Genomic DNA, 18,293 nt, shown 5'->3' on the forward strand with positions numbered 1-18,293 from the left:
CTCCTGCTTCTGTCAGTTTGCTTTCTGGAAAGGCTTGTCGAACGTAATCTTAGGCTCTTTCCACGGTCCTTCGACCTTGTATTGCACACTGGCGAAGCGCGCCACGCGATCGCCCAGCAGCTTGTCGACCAGAAACAGCGCGCCGCCAACCGCCGGGGCGCCCACCAGCAAGGCGGCGATCGGCAGGTTGGTGGTCACCGGCAAGGTGACCAGCAGCTTGGCATCGACGCGGTCCTGGTTCATGTCCAGGGTGCCGTTGAGCTCAAGGTTGGTGGATGGCCCGGTCATGGTGATCGGCTCGCGGGTGACGAACACCCCATTGCTGGCCACCAGCAGGCCCTTGACCCGGTCGTAGCTCAACCCTTTGTCCACCAGGTCGGAAAAGTCCAGGCGCAGGCGTCGCCCGATGGAGTTGAAGTTGAGCAGGCCAAATACCCGCAGCGCCTGGGCCCCGCCCTCCACTTCGACGAACTGGCCACGGTTGAGGGTAGCGTCCAGGCTGCCGGAGAAACGCTTGAGCGCGGCCCACGCGGGCGAGCCCGGCCAGCTGCCATCGACATTCAGTTCGAAGTTCTGGCTGGTGGTGCTGGGCGCGTAGCCCCAGGCCTTGAGCACGTCAGCCAGGTTCTTGCCCTTGAGGTTACCCTTCAGCCAACTGGCCGATGCCCCCGGGGCACCCTCCCAACTGCCCTGGCCCACCAGGCTGATGCCCTTGAGACCCAGGTCCAGGTCCTTGAGGGCGATGCCCTTGCCGTTGGGGCGAATTTTCAGCGCCCAGGCGCCCATCAGGTCATTGCCCTGGTACAGCTTGAGGATCTTCACGTCCACGGCGGGAATTTTGCGTGGGTCGACGGAAGCCAGCGGGTCCGGGGCGTTTTCGTCGGTCACGGCCTTGGGGTCGGGAGCGGGCAGGCGCACGGACTGCATGTCCACCAGGATCGGCACGCCCTTGGCGTCGGGCAGGCTGGCGGTCCCGTTGAGCTGCTGGCTGTCCACCGACAGGTTCCAGGCACTGGCACTGCGGTTGAGCAGCACGCGGGCCTGGTCGAGGTCGAAGCCAAAACCGGTGATCTTGCCGATCTTCAGGTCGACGCTGTTGAGCGCCTGCCGCGCGCTGCCGCCCGGATCGTCACCGGCGTAGCGGTCTACCTGGGCCTTCCACGGCGTGACATCCAGGCTGTCCAGGCTGCCGCGCACGCGCAGCCCCTTGTCGGCAGGCAGTTGTGGCGTGCCCTTGCCCAACAGCAATTCACCGCGGCCATCGGCCAGCTTGCCGCCCGGCGCCAGGTAGCCCAACGTGGCGAGATCAGCGTAACTGACGTCGATACGACGGTCGGGCCCTTGCAGGTTCATCTGGAATTGGGTATCCCGGCTGTCCGTGGCGGCCTTGCCGAAAGGCGCAGGCAGATCGATGGCCAGGCCCTTGAGGTCACTCTTGATGCTCAACTGGCTATTGCTGCCGCCCAGGGCGACCTGCAACTGGTAGGGCAATTCGCCCGAGGCCGGCAGTTTGGCCGTCACCTGCAGCCAATCGGTCAGGCGTTGCAGGGCGATGCTGCCCTTGGCCGTGATGCGGGTCAGCGGGCTGCCTGGCTTGCCTTCGGCGAAGATCTGCGCGCTCACTGGCTTGTCGAACGCCTGGGCAGTGATGCCCTGGCCGCTGAGGCCCTTGTCGTAGTCGAAGCGAAAATCACCCTTGAGCTGGCTCAGGTCCAGGGCCGGCTCCTTGATCTTGAGGTCCGCACCTTCGGTCTTGAAGTCCACCACGACCTTCGGTTCTTCGCCCTTGACCAAGGGGATATCCAGGTTGAGGTTGCCAGTGAGCGGGCCGGTGCCCTGCCAACCAGCGAAAATAGGCCCGGTGCCGATGGGTGCGTCCTGGAGAATTTTGATACCGTCGCCCAGGGTGCCGTCGAAGCCCCCCTTCACGTACAAATGCGAATGCTGGTCGGCCGGTACATGGGGCACGGTCACCTGCACATCGCTGACCTGGGTGCCCAGCAATTGGCCCTTGCTGGCCTGGATGCGCACGTCGCCGTCCTGGATGAACACATCCCCCGCTACCTTCGACACTTCCGGCCAACCGGGCTGGAACGCCAGGCGGGCATCGTGCACCTTGAAATACAGGGTGATGCTGCGGGCGTGGTCCGGCGCCGCATGGCTGAGCGAGCCCTGGTACTGGAAGTAACCCTGGTCCACGGCCCCTTCCAGGATGGCGGTGCGCAGCCAGTGGTCTACCGCCGGGCTCAGCACCTGGGGCAAGTACTTGGCCGTGTAGCGACCGTCGCCGTGGGTAAGGCCGACGCGCAGGTCCATGTAGGGTTCCACGTCCGGGGAGAACGGCAGGCGGATCAGGAAGTCGCCGGCGATATCACCCTCGTCGCCCTTGACCTTCAAGTACGGCGCCACCAAGGTGAAGCCGTCGTGGTTGAGGGTCCAGACCAGGCGGGCGTTGGCCTGGTGGTAGTACCAGGGGTTGGCGAAAATGGGGTCCAGGTGCAGCATGAATTTATCGGTGGCCAGGCGTAGTTCGCCATGGCCCAGGTCGCCGCTGACGGCACCGCTGACGCTGCCGGCGGCCGGCGCGCCATGGGTGGCCTGGAAGCCGACGTTGTCCAGGTTCGCGGCAAAGCTCAGGCGGTCATCCCCCGTTGATTGCGGGCGATAGTCGAGCAATACGTTGCGCAGCCCACCGGTCACCTTCAGCTGGTCGATAACGGCGGCGACCTTGTCGGGAATGGGCACCAGACTGTCCAGCACCGGCGTGATCGGCGTCAGGTCCAGGCGGTCGGCCTGCAGGTGGTAGCTTTGCGGGGCAGTGTCGGTGGCGTCGGCTTCGCGCAGTTGCAGGCGCGACTCCCAGCGAGCCTTGCCCAGGCTCAAGGCCAGGGAGTTGACGGTCAGCTCGTAGCCGCCGCTGTTGCGCTGGAACCAGGCATCAAGGGCCAGGTTATCGATGCGCGTGGCCTTGCGGTCGGCGTAGGCACCCTGAAGAGTCGGCGCATTCAGGCGCACAGCGGCGCTTTGCAGCGCCCCCTTGTCCCAGTCGAGCCAGAATTCGCCGCCAGCCTTGAGCTGGTCGGCCTTCCATTTTTGCAGCCATTGCGGGGGCAGCCAGCGCGACCAGTCGCTCTGGGGCAGGCTCAGGTAGGCCTGCACCCCGGCGTCCTGCCAATGGGCGGCGTCAATGCGGGTACGCAGGTTCAGGGCCACCGGCTGGCCATCGGGCAGGGTCAGGCGCAGGTCGAGCCGCTGCCGGCTGTACCCGGTGGTCAGGCTGGCGCCGACATACGTGAGGGTCAGGGGGGCGCGGTCGTAGGGCTCCAGCGTCAGCTGGCTGTCGAGCAATGACACCTTGGCCACTTGCTGCAAGCGGGTGAGGACCTGCCCCGGGTCCATGGGCTCGTCGTTCTGGGCTGGCACACCCTTGAGGGACCACTTGCCATCCTGGTCCTCCTCGGCAGTCAGTTGCAGGCCGCTGACCAGCAGGTGGGCCAAGCGTACCTGCCGGCTGCGCAGGCTGGCCCACAAGGCCGGAACCACGCGTACCTGGTCCAGGCGCAAGGCGCTGTCGCCCTCGCCCACCATCACGTCATGGGCCAACAGCACCGGCGCCATGCCGCTCCAGCGCCCTTCCAGGCTGCCGATGCTCACGGGCAGGCCCAAGGCCTGGGTGGCCTTGTCCTGGACGTCATCACGGTATTGGTCCACCAACGGCACCAGCTGGCGCCCCAGGCTGACGTACAGCGCCACCAGCACCAGCACCAAGGCGCACAGCCCCAGGCCCCAGCGGGTCAGTGCGCCGAGAAAACGGCTCACGGACGCCATGGGCAACGGTTCCCGGCACAGGCAGCGAGGTCAGTGGCCGCAAGCCACGCAGGGGTGAACGAAATCAGAGCAGCACCACGTCGTATTGTTCCTGGGAGTACATGGACTCTACCTGAAAGCGAATGGTTCGCCCGATAAAAGCCTCCAGTTCGGCCACATTGCCCGATTCTTCATCCAGCAGGCGGTCGACCACCCGCTGGTTCGCCAACACTCTATAGCCTTCGGCCTGGTAAGCGCGGGCCTCGCGAAGAATTTCACGGAAAATCTCGTAACAGATCGTCTCCGGGGTCTTCAGCTTGCCGCGGCCCTGGCAGCTCACGCAGGGCTCGCACAGCACCTGTTCCAGGCTCTCGCGGGTGCGCTTGCGAGTCATCTGCACCAGGCCCAGTTCGGTAATGCCGATGATGTTGGTCTTGGCGTGGTCGCGCTCCAGTTGCTTTTCCAGAGTGCGCAGCACCTGGCGCTGGTGCTCTTCGTCTTCCATGTCGATGAAGTCGATGATGATGATGCCGCCGATATTGCGCAGCCGCAGTTGCCGGGCGATGGCGGTGGCCGCTTCCAGGTTGGTCTTGAAGATGGTTTCTTCCAGGTTGCGATGGCCGACGAAGGCGCCGGTGTTGACGTCGATGGTCGTCATGGCCTCGGCAGGGTCCACCACCAGGTAACCGCCGGACTTGAGCGGCACCTTGCGGTCAAGGGCGCGTTGAATCTCGTCTTCCACGCCATACAGGTCGAAGATCGGCCGCTCGCCTGGGTAATGCTCCAGGCGATCGGCGATCTCGGGCATCAGTTCGGCAACGAACTGCGTGGTTTTCTGGAAGGTTTCCCGCGAGTCGATGCGGATCTTCTCGATCTTGGGGCTGACCAGGTCGCGCAACGTGCGCAAGGCCAGGCCCAGGTCTTCATAGATTTCCGTTGGCGCGCCCACGGTCTTGATCTGTAGCCCGATCTGGTCCCACAACCGGCGCAGGTAGCGGATGTCCATCATGATTTCATCGGCACCGGCCCCCTCGGCGGCGGTGCGCAGGATGAACCCACCGGCTTCCTTGATGCCTTCCTGGGCCACGCAGTCGCTGACCACCTTCTTCAAGCGTTCGCGTTCGGCTTCTTCCTCGATCTTCAAGGAAATGCCGACATGACTGGTGCGCGGCATGTACACCAGGTACCGCGACGGGATCGACAACTGCGTGGTCAGGCGCGCGCCCTTGGAGCCGATGGGGTCCTTGGTGACCTGCACCACCAGGCTCTGGCCTTCGTGCACCAGGGCGCTGATGGTCTCCACCGCAGAACCTTCGCGCAGGGAAATTTCCGAGGCATGGATGAACGCCGCCCGCTCGAGGCCAATGTCGACGAAGGCTGCCTGCATGCCCGGCAGCACCCGTACCACCTTGCCCTTGTAGATATTGCCGACGATGCCGCGGCGCTGGGTGCGCTCCACATGCACTTCCTGCAGCACACCGTTTTCCACCACTGCCACGCGTGATTCCATCGGCGTGATGTTGATCAGGATCTCTTCACTCATGGCAGGGTCTCGTCAAGGATAGTCAGCGAAAATGATGGATTTCGTCGAGAATGTCGACGTTTCCATTCTTGCTTGTGGCAGCGCGGCTCAGCGCGCCGGCAGATGCTGCCAACAGGGTATGCCGAAATGCCCCAACAGGTCTGCGGTTTCGCACAGGGGCAAGCCCACTACCGCAGAATAACTGCCTGCCAGGCTTTCGACGAATATTGCCGCCAGGCCCTGGATGGCGTAGGCGCCTGCCTTGTCCCGCGGCTCGCCACTGGCCCAGTAGGCGTGGGCCTGTTCGGCACTGATGGGGCGAAAGCGCACGCGGCTGGCGACGTTGCGCACCTCGCAGCGTTGCTCGTCGACCACGGCGATGGCCGTGAGCACCTCATGTTCGCGGCCAGAAAGTGCCGCCAGCATGGCCAGGGCATCGGCCTCATCGACCGGTTTGCCAAGAATGCGACCGTCGAGCACCACGGCTGTGTCGGCCCCCAATACCACGCCGCCAGGCTGCCCGGCGCTGGCGCGCAGCAAGGCAAGCCCAGCCATGGCCTTGTCGCGCGCGAGACGCTCGACATAGGCCGGCGCGGGCTCGCCCGGCAGCGGGGTTTCGTCGATGGAGGCACTGAGGGGGGTGAACGCCACGCCGATCTGGGTGAGCAGTTCGCGCCGTCGGGGAGAGCCGGAGGCCAGGTAAAGCGGATTCATCAAGACGTCTCCCTGTCGGTTTTCAGGTGCCGGGCTCACGCCCGGATCACGCTCAGTTGATACCCAGGCGGCGGCGCAGGCCTCGCAGGGCAAAGCTGACCCATGGCCACAGTAGCGCGCTCATCAGGGCCGGGAGCAGCAACGCCAGGGTCGGCTGGCGGTTGCCGGTCAGGGCGCTCAGCCACAGCTGGGCCAACTGCCCCAGGCCGAACACCACCAGAATCACCAGGCTCTGCTGCCACACATGGAAGGTGCGCATGCGCTGCAGCAGGGACAGGATCAGGAAACTGATCAAGGTCAGGATCATCGCGTTCTGGCCCAGGTAAGTGCCGTACAGCACATCCTCGGCCAGGCCCAGCACGAACGCGGTGGTCATGCCTATCTTGTGCGGCAGGGCCATGGTCCAGAAGGTCACCAGCAGCGCCAGCCACAGCGGCCGCAGGATTTCCATGAACTGCGGCAACGGCGAAACACTCAGCAACAGACCAAGGACGAAGGTGAACCAGACGAACCAGCCGTTGCGCGGCCGTGTGCTGTTGACCATCAGTGTCTCTCCCGCGATGTGCCATGGGCAGGCTTGGCCGGTGCCGCAGCTGGCGCCGCCGCGGCCGGGGTGGCGGGTGCGTGCCCCGTGGCGGCGGGTGCCGGATGGCCGCTGACCGGGGCGGCGGCCGCAGCAGGCGGGGTAGTGGCCGGGGCAGCGGCGGTACCGGGTACGGCCTGGGCCGGCGCGCCAGCAGCCTGCCCCTGGTGATCAGCGGCCTCCTGGGCCTGCGCCGCTTCGGTGGCACGCTGCTCGGGCGAGCGGCTGTCGGAGAACACCAGCAACAGGTAGCGGCTGCGGTTCAGGGCAGCCGTGGGCACGGCGCGGACGATGGCGAATGGCTGCCCGGAGTCATGGATGACCTCCTTCACCGTGGCCACCGGGTAACCCGCGGGGAAACGCTGACCCAGGCCAGAGCTGACCAGCAGGTCGCCTTCCTTGATGTCGGCGGTATCGGCGACATGGCGCAGCTCCAGGCGTTCCGGGTTACCGGTGCCGCTGGCGATGGCGCGCAGGCCGTTGCGGTTCACCTGCACCGGAATGCTGTGGGTGGAGTCGGTCAGCAGCAGCACCCGCGAGGTGTAAGGCATCAACTCCACCACCTGGCCCATCAGCCCGCGGGCGTCGAGCACCGGCTGGCCCAGGAACACGCCATCGCGCTCACCCTTGTTGATCAGGATGCGCTGGGTGAACGGATTAGGGTCCATGCCGATCAGCTCGGCGACCTCCACCTTCTCGTTCACCAACGCCGAGGAGTTGAGCAACTCGCGCAGGCGTACGTTCTGCTCGGTCAGGGCCGCCAGTTTCTGCAGGCGACCTTGCAGCAGCAAGGCTTCGGTCTTGAGTTTCTCGTTCTCGGCGACCAGCTCGGTGCGGCTGCCGAACTGGCTGGCCACGCCCTGATACAGGCGCTGAGGCAAGTCGGTGATCCAGTACGATTGCATGAGTACCAGCGACATCTGGCTACGCACTGGCTGCAGCAACGTGAACCGCGCATCGACCACCATCAGGGAGATCGACAGCACGACCAGTACCAGCAGGCGCACGCCCAGCGAGGGACCCTTGGAGAAAAGCGGTTTAATAAGCCGCTCCTCCCAGGCTGATGTTCATTGGCTCATTCATACGGCTTCAAACCGGCCCGGATGCAGATTGACAGAAAATGCGCCAACGACAGGCGCAGGCCCGAGGTCGACAGCGCAAACTGTAGACCGGGCCCCGTGGTTGCCGCCAGCGAAGTTTATTCGCTGGAGAGCAGGTCCATGGTGTGCTTGTCCATCATTTCCAGGGCACGGCCGCCACCGCGAGCCACGCAGGTCAGCGGGTCTTCGGCGACGATCACCGGCAGGCCGGTTTCCTGGGCCAGCAGCTTGTCCAGGTCACGCAGCAGGGCGCCACCACCGGTCAGCACCAGGCCACGCTCGGCGATGTCGGAAGCCAGTTCCGGCGGCGACTGCTCCAGGGCACTTTTCACGGCCTGGACGATGGTCGCCAGCGACTCCTGCAAAGCCTCCAGCACTTCGTTGGAGTTCAGGGTGAAGGCACGTGGCACGCCTTCGGCCAGGTTACGGCCGCGCACGTCGACTTCACGCACTTCGCCGCCTGGGTAGGCGGTGCCGATTTCCTGCTTGATGCGCTCGGCGGTGGACTCGCCGATCAGGCTGCCGTAGTTGCGGCGCACGTAGGTCACGATGGCTTCGTCGAAGCGGTCGCCGCCCACACGCACGGATTCGGCGTACACCACACCGTTCAGGGAGATCAGGGCGATCTCGGTGGTACCACCACCGATGTCCACGACCATGGAACCGCGGGCTTCCTCGACCGGCAGGCCGGCACCGATGGCGGCGGCCATGGGCTCTTCGATCAGGAACACTTCACGGGCACCGGCGCCCAGGGCCGATTCACGGATGGCGCGACGTTCCACCTGGGTGGACTTGCAAGGCACACAGATCAGCACGCGCGGGCTTGGCTGCAGGAAGCTGTTCTCGTGAACCTTGTTGATGAAGTACTGGAGCATCTTTTCGCAGACGCTGAAGTCGGCGATCACGCCGTCCTTCATCGGACGAATGGCTGCAATGTTGCCCGGTGTACGGCCCAGCATGCGCTTTGCCTCGGTACCGACGGCAACGACACTTTTCTGATTTCCGTGGGTCCGAATGGCCACTACCGAAGGCTCATTCAGGACGATACCGCGCTCACGCACGTAAATAAGGGTGTTGGCAGTGCCCAGGTCGATGGAAAGATCGCTGGAAAACATGCCACGCAGTTTCTTGAACATGGGAAAGTGACCCTAGGCAACGCGTGGGTAAAAAAGTGCGGCAAACTCTAACAACGGCGGGGATTTTGGGCAAGGCGCCAATATGTTAAATTGGCTGTTTTTCCGAGCAGGCCCTCACTCAATCGCGGCCATATGACCGTAGAATTGGCGTTCTGTTCCGACAATCTAACACACGGGCCGGCAGTTGATCCGTTTCCGTGCTGTTTTCCACTGGAGATACCCATGGCGCTTGATCGCTCCGACGTGGAAAAAATCGCTCATCTGGCCCGCCTGGGCCTGACTGAAGCCGATCTACCACGCACCACCGATGCACTCAACAGTATCCTGGGTCTGGTCGACCAGATGCAGGCGGTCGACACCAGCGGCATCGAGCCCCTGGCCCACCCGCTGGAAGCCAGTCAGCGCCTGCGCGCCGACCAGGTCACCGAAAGCAACCACCGCGAGGCCTACCAGGCCATCGCGCCCGCGGTCGAGAACGGCCTGTACCTGGTTCCGAAAGTCATCGACTAAAAGGGAAAAGAGCCTGCCATGCATCAAATGACTCTGGCCGAGATCGCCCGCGGACTCGCCGACAAGAAGTTTTCTTCCGAAGAGCTGACCCGTTCCCTGCTGGCGCGCATCGCCCAGCTGGACCCCCAGCTCAACAGCTTCATCACCGTCACCCCGGAGCTGGCCATCGCCCAGGCCCAGGCCGCCGATGCCCGTCGCGCCGCCGGTGAAACCGGTGCCCTGCTGGGCGCGCCGCTGGCCCACAAGGACCTGTTCTGCACCCAGGGCGTGCGCACCAGCTGCGCCTCCAGGATGCTCGACAACTTCACCGCCCCCTACGACGCCACCGTGGTGTCGCGCCTGGCCGAGGCCGGTGCGGTCAGCCTGGGCAAGACCAACATGGACGAGTTCGCCATGGGCTCGGGCAACGAAAGCAGCTTCTACGGCGCGGTGAAGAACCCGTGGAACCTGGCCCACGTACCGGGTGGCTCGTCGGGTGGTTCGGCCGCCGCAGTGGCAGCTCGCCTGCTGCCAGTTGCGACAGGCACCGACACCGGCGGCTCTATCCGACAACCGGCAGCCTTTACCAACCTCACCGGCCTGAAACCGACGTACGGTCGCGTTTCACGCTGGGGCATGATCGCCTACGCCTCCAGCCTGGACCAGGCCGGTGCCTTCGCCCGCACGGCTGAAGACTGCGCACTGCTGCTGCAAGGCATGGCCGGCTTCGACCCACAGGACTCCACCAGCATCGACGAGCCCGTGCCGGACTACAGCGCCAGCCTGAATGGCTCGCTGCAAGGCCTGCGCATCGGCCTGCCGAAAGAGTACTTCGGCGCTGGCCTGGACCCGCGCATCGGTGACCTGATCCAGCAAGCGGTCAAGGAACTGGAAAAACTGGGCGCCACGGTCAAGGAAGTCAGCCTGCCGAACATGCAGCACGCCATTCCGGCGTACTACGTGATCGCCCCGGCCGAAGCGTCCTCCAACCTGTCGCGTTTCGATGGCGTGCGCTTCGGCTACCGCTGCGAGAACCCGGCCGACCTCACCGACCTGTACAAGCGCTCCCGTGGCGAAGGCTTCGGCAGTGAAGTGCAGCGCCGCATCATGGTCGGTGCCTACGCCCTGTCGGCCGGTTACTACGACGCCTACTACCTGCAGGCGCAGAAGATTCGCCGCCTGATCAAGAACGACTTCATGGCCGCGTTCCACGACGTCGACGTGATCCTGGGCCCGACCACGCCTAACCCGGCCTGGAAGATCGGTGCCAAGAACGCCGACCCGGTCGCCGAGTACCTGGAAGACGTGTACACCATCACCGCCAACCTGGCGGGCCTGCCGGGGCTGTCCATGCCGGCAGGGTTCGTAGACGGCTTGCCGGTGGGCGTGCAACTGCTGGCCCCGTACTTCCAGGAAGGCCGCCTGCTCAACGTCGCGCACCAGTATCAGCAGGCGACTGACTGGCACACCCGCTCGCCCGAAGGCTTCTAAGGAGAATTTTGTATGCAATGGGAAGTCGTCATCGGGCTGGAGATTCATACTCAGCTCACCACCCAGTCGAAGATTTTCTCCGGCAGTTCCACGACGTTCGGCTCCGAGCCCAACACCCAGGCCAGCCTGGTAGACCTGGGCATGCCCGGCGTGCTGCCAGTACTGAACCAGGAAGCCGTGCGCATGGCGGTCAAGTTCGGCCTGGCCATCGACGCCGAGATCGGCCAGCACAACGTGTTCGCCCGCAAGAACTACTTCTACCCTGACCTGCCCAAGGGTTACCAGATCAGCCAGATGGAACTGCCGATCGTCGGCAAGGGCCACCTGGACATCACCCTGGAAGACGGCACCGTCAAGCGTATCGGCGTGACCCGTGCGCACCTGGAAGAAGACGCTGGCAAAAGCCTGCACGAAGACTTCAACGGCCTCACCGGCGTCGACCTCAACCGTGCCGGCACGCCGCTGCTGGAAATCGTTTCCGAGCCGGACATGCGCAGCGCCAAGGAAGCCGTTGCCTACGTCAAGGCCATGCACGCCTTGGTGCGCTACCTGGGCATCTGCGACGGCAACATGGCCGAAGGCAGCCTGCGCTGCGACTGCAACGTGTCGGTGCGCCCCAAGGGCCAGGTCGAGTTCGGCACCCGCTGCGAGATCAAGAACGTCAACTCGTTCCGCTTCATCGAGAAGGCGATCAACAGCGAGATCACACGCCAGATCGAACTGATCGAAGACGGCGGCAAGGTCATCCAGCAGACCCGCCTGTACGACCCGAACAAGGACGAGACTCGTCCGATGCGCAGCAAGGAAGAAGCCAACGACTACCGTTACTTCCCCGACCCGGACCTGCTGCCGGTGGTCATCGAGGACGCGTTCCTGGAGGCCACCCGCGCCACCCTGCCCGAGCTGCCACCCGCCAAGCGCGAGCGCTTCCAGAGCCAGTTCGGCCTGTCGGCCTACGATGCCAGCGTACTGGCTTCCAGCCGCGAACAGGCGGACTACTTCGAGAAAGTGGTGGGCATCAGCGGCGACGCCAAGCTGGCCGCCAACTGGACCATGGTCGAGCTGGGCAGCCTGCTGAACAAGCTGGGTGTGGAGATCGAACAGTCGCCGGTCAGCGCTGAACAACTGGGCGGCATGCTGCTGCGCATCAAGGACAACACCATCAGCGGCAAGATCGCCAAGATGGTCTTTGAAGCCATGGCCAATGGCGAAGGCAGCGCGGACGAGATCATCGAAGCCCGTGGCTTGAAGCAGGTTACCGACAGCGGCGCCATCGAGAAGGTGCTGGACGAAGTGCTGGCGGCCAACGCCGAGCAGGTCGAACAATACCGCGCCGCCGACGAAGCCAAGCGCGGCAAGATGTTCGGCTTCTTCGTGGGCCAGGCCATGAAAGCCTCCAAGGGCAAGGCCAACCCGCAACAGGTGAACGAACTGCTGAAAAGCAAGCTCGAAGGCTAACCTGCCCCACTGTTCCGCGCTTCACCACCCCCTGAGGGACCGAGCTTCGCCCGGCCGCTCAGGGGAATGGCGAGCCTGGAGCAGCGCTGGACAACTGGAGACCGTTGCATGCTGCGCCTGGCCTTCCCCCTGCTGTTACTCACCCTCCTCGCCGGCTGCGCCAACCACATCATCGACCCCCGCGGTTACGATGAAACCGGCATGGCCACTTTCTACGGCGCCCAGCATCAGGGCAAGCCTACCGCCAGTGGCGAGCGGTTCGACCAGCATTCCCTTACCGCCGCCCACCGCCAACTGCCGTTCGGCACCCGCGTGCTGGTGACCAACCTGGCCAACGGCCGCAAGGTAGCCGTGCGCATCAACGACCGTGGCCCCCACACCCGCGGCCGGCTGATCGACCTGTCACATGAAGCGGCAGAGCAGTTGGGCATGATCGGTAGCGGAAGCGCGCGAGTGCGGGTACAAAGTCTCAGCGACTGATTCCTTACCTGCGGAGCCTTTCCCATTTTCGACCTGGATTCCCTCACCACCTTCAGCCTGCTGCAACTGGGCGCGGGCCTGATATTGCTATTGCTCGGTGCCGAGCTGATGGTGCGCGCCGCCGTGCGCCTGGCCGCCAGTTTCCACGTAAGGCCGTTGATCATCGGCCTGAGCGTGGTTGCCCTGGGCAGCAGCGCACCGCAGATGGCGGTCAGCCTGCAAGCGGCCTTTAACGCCGCGCCCGACATTGCCGTGGGCAGCGTATTTGGCAGCAACATCTTCAATGTGCTGGTGACCCTGGGACTGTGCGCGCTGATCATTCCCCTGCGCGTGTCGCGGCAACTGGTGCGTCTTGATATCCCTTTGATGATTGCCGCCAGCGCCCTGGTCTACGGCCTGGCGCTGAACCAGACCATCGGCCGGCTCGAAGGCGCGGTGCTGTTGATGGGGCTGGGCGGTTACTGTTACCTGCTGGTGCGCCAGTCGCGGCACCACGGCCGGCCCCATGCCCGCGCCCATACCCCTGCCCGGCCCGGCCCAGCGCCTTGGCTGAGCACCGTGCTGCTGGCAGTCGCTGGCCTGGGCCTGCTGATCTGGGCGGGGCACCTGATTCTGGATGCAGCGGTGGAACTGGCGACCGACTACGGTTTCTCGGACAGGATCATCGGGCTGACCATCGTCGCGGTCTGCACCTCGCTCCCTGAGCTGGCCACATCACTGATCGCCGCCATCCGTGGCGAACGGGAGATTGCCGTGGGCAACGTGGTAGGCAGCAACCTGTTCAACCTGCTGGGCGTGCTGGGGCTGACCGCCGTCATCGCTCCGGCGCCCTTGTCGGTGTCGCCCAATGCCCTGGACTTCGACCTGCCCGTGATGCTCGGCGTGGCCGTGCTGTGCCTGCCGCTGTTCTACTCCGGCTACCGCATCACCCGTGCCGAAGGCCTGGTGCTGCTGGGGCTGTTCACCGCCTATGGCCTGCACGTGATCACCTTCACCACCGGCATGGCCCTGGCCGGGCGGCTGGAACACCTGATGCTGTTTTACGTCCTGCCGGTGCTGGCGCTCTTCGTGCTTGTCAGCACGCTGCATGCCTGGCGCCGCCAACACTGAGAGAGGGGAAGCCGATGTCCGACAACAACCAATCAGGCGTTCAAATGCGCCGCCAGGTCATGGGTGACGCTTTCGTCGACCGCGCCCTGGGCAATGCCACCGAGTTCAGCCAACCGCTGCAGGACTTCGTCAACGAACACGCCTGGGGTAGCGTGTGGAACCGCGGCGGCCTCGAGCTAAAAACCCGCAGCCTGATCACCCTGGCCGCGCTGACGGCGCTCAAATGCCCGCAAGAGCTCAAGGGCCACGTGCGTGGCGCCTTGAACAATGGCTGTACGGTAGAAGAAATTCGCGAAGCGCTGCTGCACTGTGCGGTGTACGCCGGCGTGCCGGCGGCCATCGATGCCTTCCGGGCGGCCCAGGAAGTCATCGACAGCTATCAGCAGCCTTAAGCGCGCAGGCGGCGCTTGAGCGTATACGCCAGCGCCAGGGCAACCAGCCAGACTGGCATCAGGATGACCGAGATACGGATGCCGGGCGTCAGGTACATCACCAGGATGATCCCGGCGACGAACACCAGGCACAGGTAGTTGGTGAACGGGTAGCCCCAGCTCTTGAAGAAGGTGTCTTCGCCGGCCTGGCGCTTGGCCTTGCGGAACTTCAGGTGGGTGATGCTGATGATCACCCAGTTGATCACCAGCGCCGCCACCGCCAAGGCCATCAGCAACGGGAACGCCTGGCCCGGCATCAGGTAATTGATCAGCACGCATACGCCAGTGGCCACGGCCGAGACGCCCAGTGCGGTCAGGGGTACGCCGCGCTTGTTGACCTTGAGCAGCGCCTTGGGCGCATCACCCTGCACCGCCAGCCCGAACAGCATGCGGCTGTTGCTGTAGACGCAGCTGTTGTACACCGACAGCGCCGCCGTTAGCACCACGGCGTTGAGCAGCGTGGCCACCAGGTTGCTGTCCAGGGCGTGGAAGATCAGCACGAACGGGCTGCCGCCGGTCACCACTTTCTGCCACGGGTACAGCGACAGCAGCACCGCCAGGGCGCCCACGTAGAACAGCAGGATGCGGTAGATCACCTGGTTGGTGGCGCGCGGAATGCTGTGCCGGGGGTCGGCCGCTTCGGCCGCGGTGATGCCCACCAACTCCAGGCCGCCGAACGAGAACATGATTACCGCCATGGCCATGGCCAGGCCGGCGATGCCGTTGGGGAAGAAGCCGCCGTGCTGCCACAGGTTGGCGACGGAGGCCTCGGGCCCGCCGTTGCCGCTGGCCAGCAGCCAGGCACCGAAGCCGATCATGCAGATAATGGCCGCGACCTTGACCAGCGAGAACCAGAACTCCATCTCGCCGAACACTTTCACCTGGGTGAGGTTGATCAGGTTGATGAGCACGAAGAACACGGCCGCCGACACCCAGGTCGGCACACTCGGCCACCAGTACTGCACGTAGATGCCCACGGCCGTCAGTTCGGCCATGCCCACCAGCACATACACCACCCAGTAGTTCCAGCCCGAGGTGAAACCTGCCAGCTCCCCCCAGTAGCGGCTGGCGAAGTGGCTGAAAGAGCCGGCCACCGGCTCGTCCACCACCATTTCACCCAGTTGGCGCATGATGAAGAAGGCCATCAGGCCGGCGATGGCGTAACCGAGGATCACCGACGGCCCGGCCATGTTGATGGTCTGGGCGATACCCAGGAACAGCCCGGTGCCGATGGCGCCGCCCAGCGCGATCAGCTGGATATGACGGTTCTTCAGGCCCCGATGCAAACCCTCGGGGGATGATTGTTGGTCCATTGAAGCTTCCTTGAGCTCGGATGACTGCTGGCTGGCAGGTGAAGGCGCACAGGATCTAGATCCAGCCGCCCCACTGCAATAGGAAAATGCCGATATTCGTCGTAATAGCGGCGGCAACGGTAGTAATCACAATGATTGCCGCCGCCAATTGATGGTTGCCATTGGCCGCGCGGGCCATGACATAGCTGGCCGCCGCGGTCGGGCTGCCGATGTACAGAAACAAAATACCCAGCTCGGCGCCGCGAAAACCCAGCAGCCAGGCCACCAGGGTACCCAGCAGTGGCAGCCAGACCATTTTCACCAGGCTGGCGCTTATCGCCAGGTCACCGCTTTCGCGCAAGGCGGCCAGCGACAAGGTGCCGCCGATGCAGATCAACGCCAGGGGCAGGCTCATCTGCGCCAGGTAGTCGCCGCTGGTCAGCAACCAGTTGGGCAGGCCGATCTGCAGGTAGGCCATGGGGGCCGCCACCAGCACGCTGATGATCAGCGGGTTGCACAGCACGCTCTTGAAGATGCTCCACGGGTCTGACTTGATGTTCGGGCTGTAGATGGCCAGGATCACGGTGGACAGGCTGTTGTAGAGCAGGATCACCAGCCCGGCCAGAATGGCCCCCAGGGAAATGCCCTGGTCGCCATACATACTGCCAGCCAGGGCCAGGCCAACCACGCCGTTGTTGCCGCGAAAGGCGCCCTGGGTATAGATGCCGCGGTCCTCGGGCGGGCAGCGCCACAACGCCATCCCCCAGGAGAAGGCGAAGCTGGCGAAGGTCGCGGCAACGAAGTAGATCAGCAGCCCTGGCTTCATGGCCGCATGCAGGTCGGCGTGGTAAATGCCCAGGAACAGCAGCGCGGGCATGCACACGTTGAAGACCAGGGCGGACGCGGTGTAGATGAAACTGTCGTTGATAGCGCCGATGCGCTTGAGGAAAATGCCCAGGAACAGCATGGCGAACACCGGTGCGGTGATGTTCAGCGTCTGTATGAAGATGGCCAGCATGCCGTGGAAACCTGATTGCCCGTGTTAGGGCGCCAATGATAAGCCCTGCGCCCTTCCACCGACACCACCCAATCCATGGCTTGCGGCCTTGGGTGTGGTCAAGTCACCGGGGCGGGGTTGAACAGCACGATGTCGTTATGCAGCTTGTGCCGCTCGGCCCAGGTCTGCTGCTTGCCGCTGGCGACATCCAGATAGTAATGGAACAGCTCCCAGCCCAGCTCCTCGATGGTGGCCCGGCCGGTGGCGATTCGGCCGGCGTCGATATCGATCAGGTCCGGCCAGCGCCGTGCCAGCTCGGTGCGGGTAGAGACCTTCACCACAGGTGCCATCGCCAGGCCGTAGGGGGTACCGCGTCCGGTGGTGAACACGTGCAGGTTCATGCCGGCCGCCAATTGCAGGGTGCCGCAGACAAAGTCGCTGGCCGGGGTAGCGCAGAAGATCAGGCCTTTGCGTTGAGCCCGCTCGCCCGGCCCCACCACCGCGTTGATAGCGCTGTTGCCGGACTTGACGATAGAGCCCAGTGACTTCTCGACGATGTTCGACAGGCCGCCCTTCTTGTTGCCCGGCGTGGTGTTGGCGCTGCGGTCGGCCTCGCCCTTGGCCAGGTAGCGGTCGTACCAGTCCATCTCGCGCACCAGCGCTTCGGCCACCGCCGGCGTTTCGGCCCTGGAGGTCAGCAGGTAGATGGCGTCGCGCACTTCGGTCACTTCAGAGAACATCACCGTGGCGCCAGCGCGCAGCAGCAAGTCGCTGGCATACCCCAGCGCCGGGTTGGCGGTGATGCCGGAAAACGCATCGCTACCGCCGCACTGCATGCCCAGGATCAGTTCGCTGGCCGGGACCGTCTCACGGCGGCGGGCATCGAGTTTTTTCAGGCGCACCTCGGCCAGCTCCATGATCTGCTCGATCATTTCGGTGAAGCCGTGGCTGGAGTCCTGCAAGCGGTACAGCCAGGGCTCGCTGAGGTCTACGGAAGCATCGTCCTCGTGCATCACCTGCCCGGCCTGCAGTTTCTCGCAGCCCAGGCTGATGACCAGGGCTTCGCCACCCAGGTTGGGGTTGCGCGCCAGGTTGCGCACGGTACGGATAGGAATGTAGGCATCCGCCGCGGTAATGGCCACGCCGCAGCCGTAACTGTGGGTCAGGGCCACCACGTCGTCGACGTGCGGGTACTTGGGCAGCAGTTCGTCACGGATGCGCTTGACCGCATGGTCCAGCACCCCGGTCACGCACTGCACCGTGGTGGTGATACCCAGGATGTTGCGCGTACCTACCGTGCCGTCAGCATTGCGGTAGCCCTCGAAGGTAAAGCCTTCCAGGGCCGGCAGCGCCTCGGGCACCGCGTCCGACATCGGCAGGCTGTCCAGCGCCGGGGCGGTGGGCATGCGCAGCAGGTCCTCGCGCACCCAGGTGCCGCGGGGGATGGGCTGCAGGGCATAGCCGATGACCTGGCCATAGCGGATCACTTCGCCGCCCTGGGGAATGTCCACCAGGTTCACCTTATGGCTCTGCGGCACGTGTTCAAGGGTCACCAGGGCGCCGGGCAGCTCGGTGCCGGCAGGCACGCCCTGGTCATTGACGATTACCACGACGTTGTCGCGCTCGTGCAGGCGAATTACCCGCGGCGAGTCAGCGTGCTCAATCAACTGCATGAAACCCGCT

At 64.5% G+C, this 18,293-nt stretch carries 15 protein-coding genes; 6 read left to right on the forward strand and 9 right to left on the reverse strand.

Annotated features, from left to right (window positions below):
- Positions 1-12: 12 nt before the first annotated feature.
- The 6 genes from HWQ56_RS24305 to mreB form a co-directional block, all read right to left on the reverse strand.
- The gene (locus HWQ56_RS24305) at positions 13-3,828 is read right to left on the reverse strand and encodes a YhdP family protein (RefSeq protein ID WP_176571961.1); all 3,816 of its coding nucleotides are present in this window, start codon (positions 3,826-3,828) and stop codon (positions 13-15) included.
- Between the two features lie 64 nt (positions 3,829-3,892).
- Positions 3,893-5,350: a ribonuclease G gene (rng, locus tag HWQ56_RS24310; protein ID WP_158155172.1), complete on the reverse strand. Its 1,458-nt coding sequence runs from the start codon at positions 5,348-5,350 to the stop codon at positions 3,893-3,895.
- Between the two features lie 87 nt (positions 5,351-5,437).
- Entirely contained in the window at positions 5,438-6,043 is a 606-nt protein-coding gene (locus tag HWQ56_RS24315) for a Maf family protein (protein ID WP_158155170.1), read from the reverse strand.
- A gap of 52 nt (positions 6,044-6,095) precedes the next feature.
- Positions 6,096-6,587 (reverse strand): rod shape-determining protein MreD, encoded by a 492-nt coding sequence (mreD, locus tag HWQ56_RS24320; protein WP_158155168.1) that lies wholly within the window; start codon positions 6,585-6,587, stop codon positions 6,096-6,098.
- Positions 6,587-7,639 carry a rod shape-determining protein MreC gene (mreC, locus tag HWQ56_RS24325; protein ID WP_233270872.1) on the reverse strand — a complete coding sequence of 351 codons (1,053 nt, stop codon included), beginning with the start codon at positions 7,637-7,639 and terminating at the stop codon, positions 6,587-6,589. Before mreC ends, mreD begins: the two co-directional genes overlap by 1 nt.
- A gap of 185 nt (positions 7,640-7,824) precedes the next feature.
- Complete coding sequence (gene mreB, locus HWQ56_RS24330; protein ID WP_008371426.1) at positions 7,825-8,862, reverse strand: rod shape-determining protein MreB; 1,038 nt, start codon at positions 8,860-8,862, stop codon at positions 7,825-7,827.
- 222 nt (positions 8,863-9,084) lie between these two features.
- On the opposite strand from mreB, the gene gatC reads away from it, so the two are divergent.
- From gatC to HWQ56_RS24360, 6 genes are all read left to right on the forward strand, one after another.
- Positions 9,085-9,372 (forward strand): Asp-tRNA(Asn)/Glu-tRNA(Gln) amidotransferase subunit GatC, encoded by a 288-nt coding sequence (gene gatC, locus HWQ56_RS24335; protein ID WP_158155166.1) that lies wholly within the window; start codon positions 9,085-9,087, stop codon positions 9,370-9,372.
- A gap of 18 nt (positions 9,373-9,390) precedes the next feature.
- Positions 9,391-10,842 carry an Asp-tRNA(Asn)/Glu-tRNA(Gln) amidotransferase subunit GatA gene (gatA, locus tag HWQ56_RS24340; RefSeq protein ID WP_158155164.1) on the forward strand — a complete coding sequence of 484 codons (1,452 nt, stop codon included), beginning with the start codon at positions 9,391-9,393 and terminating at the stop codon, positions 10,840-10,842.
- A gap of 12 nt (positions 10,843-10,854) precedes the next feature.
- Positions 10,855-12,300, forward strand: a complete 1,446-nt coding sequence (gene gatB, locus HWQ56_RS24345) for an Asp-tRNA(Asn)/Glu-tRNA(Gln) amidotransferase subunit GatB (RefSeq protein WP_158155162.1) — start codon at positions 10,855-10,857, stop codon at positions 12,298-12,300.
- A 108-nt stretch (positions 12,301-12,408) separates the two neighbouring features.
- Entirely contained in the window at positions 12,409-12,780 is a 372-nt protein-coding gene (locus HWQ56_RS24350; protein ID WP_158155160.1) for a septal ring lytic transglycosylase RlpA family protein, read from the forward strand.
- 57 nt (positions 12,781-12,837) lie between these two features.
- A complete protein-coding gene (locus tag HWQ56_RS24355) occupies positions 12,838-13,890 on the forward strand; it encodes a calcium/sodium antiporter (protein ID WP_176572479.1) in 1,053 nt (350 codons plus the stop codon).
- 14 nt (positions 13,891-13,904) lie between these two features.
- Positions 13,905-14,282, forward strand: coding sequence for a carboxymuconolactone decarboxylase family protein (locus HWQ56_RS24360; RefSeq protein ID WP_158155158.1), 378 nt, complete (start codon positions 13,905-13,907; stop codon positions 14,280-14,282).
- On the opposite strand, the gene HWQ56_RS24365 is transcribed toward HWQ56_RS24360, so the two are convergent.
- From HWQ56_RS24365 to garD, 3 genes are all read right to left on the reverse strand, one after another.
- Positions 14,279-15,634 (reverse strand): amino acid permease, encoded by a 1,356-nt coding sequence (locus HWQ56_RS24365; RefSeq protein ID WP_158155156.1) that lies wholly within the window; start codon positions 15,632-15,634, stop codon positions 14,279-14,281. The two genes, HWQ56_RS24360 and HWQ56_RS24365, sit on opposite strands and share 4 nt — an antisense overlap.
- Before the next feature lie 55 nt (positions 15,635-15,689).
- Entirely contained in the window at positions 15,690-16,631 is a 942-nt protein-coding gene (locus HWQ56_RS24370; protein WP_158155154.1) for an AEC family transporter, read from the reverse strand.
- Positions 16,632-16,729: 98 nt separating this feature from the next.
- The gene (garD, locus tag HWQ56_RS24375) at positions 16,730-18,283 is read right to left on the reverse strand and encodes a galactarate dehydratase (RefSeq protein WP_176571962.1); all 1,554 of its coding nucleotides are present in this window, start codon (positions 18,281-18,283) and stop codon (positions 16,730-16,732) included.
- Between the last annotated feature and the right edge of the window lie 10 nt (positions 18,284-18,293).

Source organism: Pseudomonas eucalypticola (assembly GCF_013374995.1).
In the GTDB taxonomy this organism is placed as follows: domain Bacteria; phylum Pseudomonadota; class Gammaproteobacteria; order Pseudomonadales; family Pseudomonadaceae; genus Aquipseudomonas; species Aquipseudomonas eucalypticola.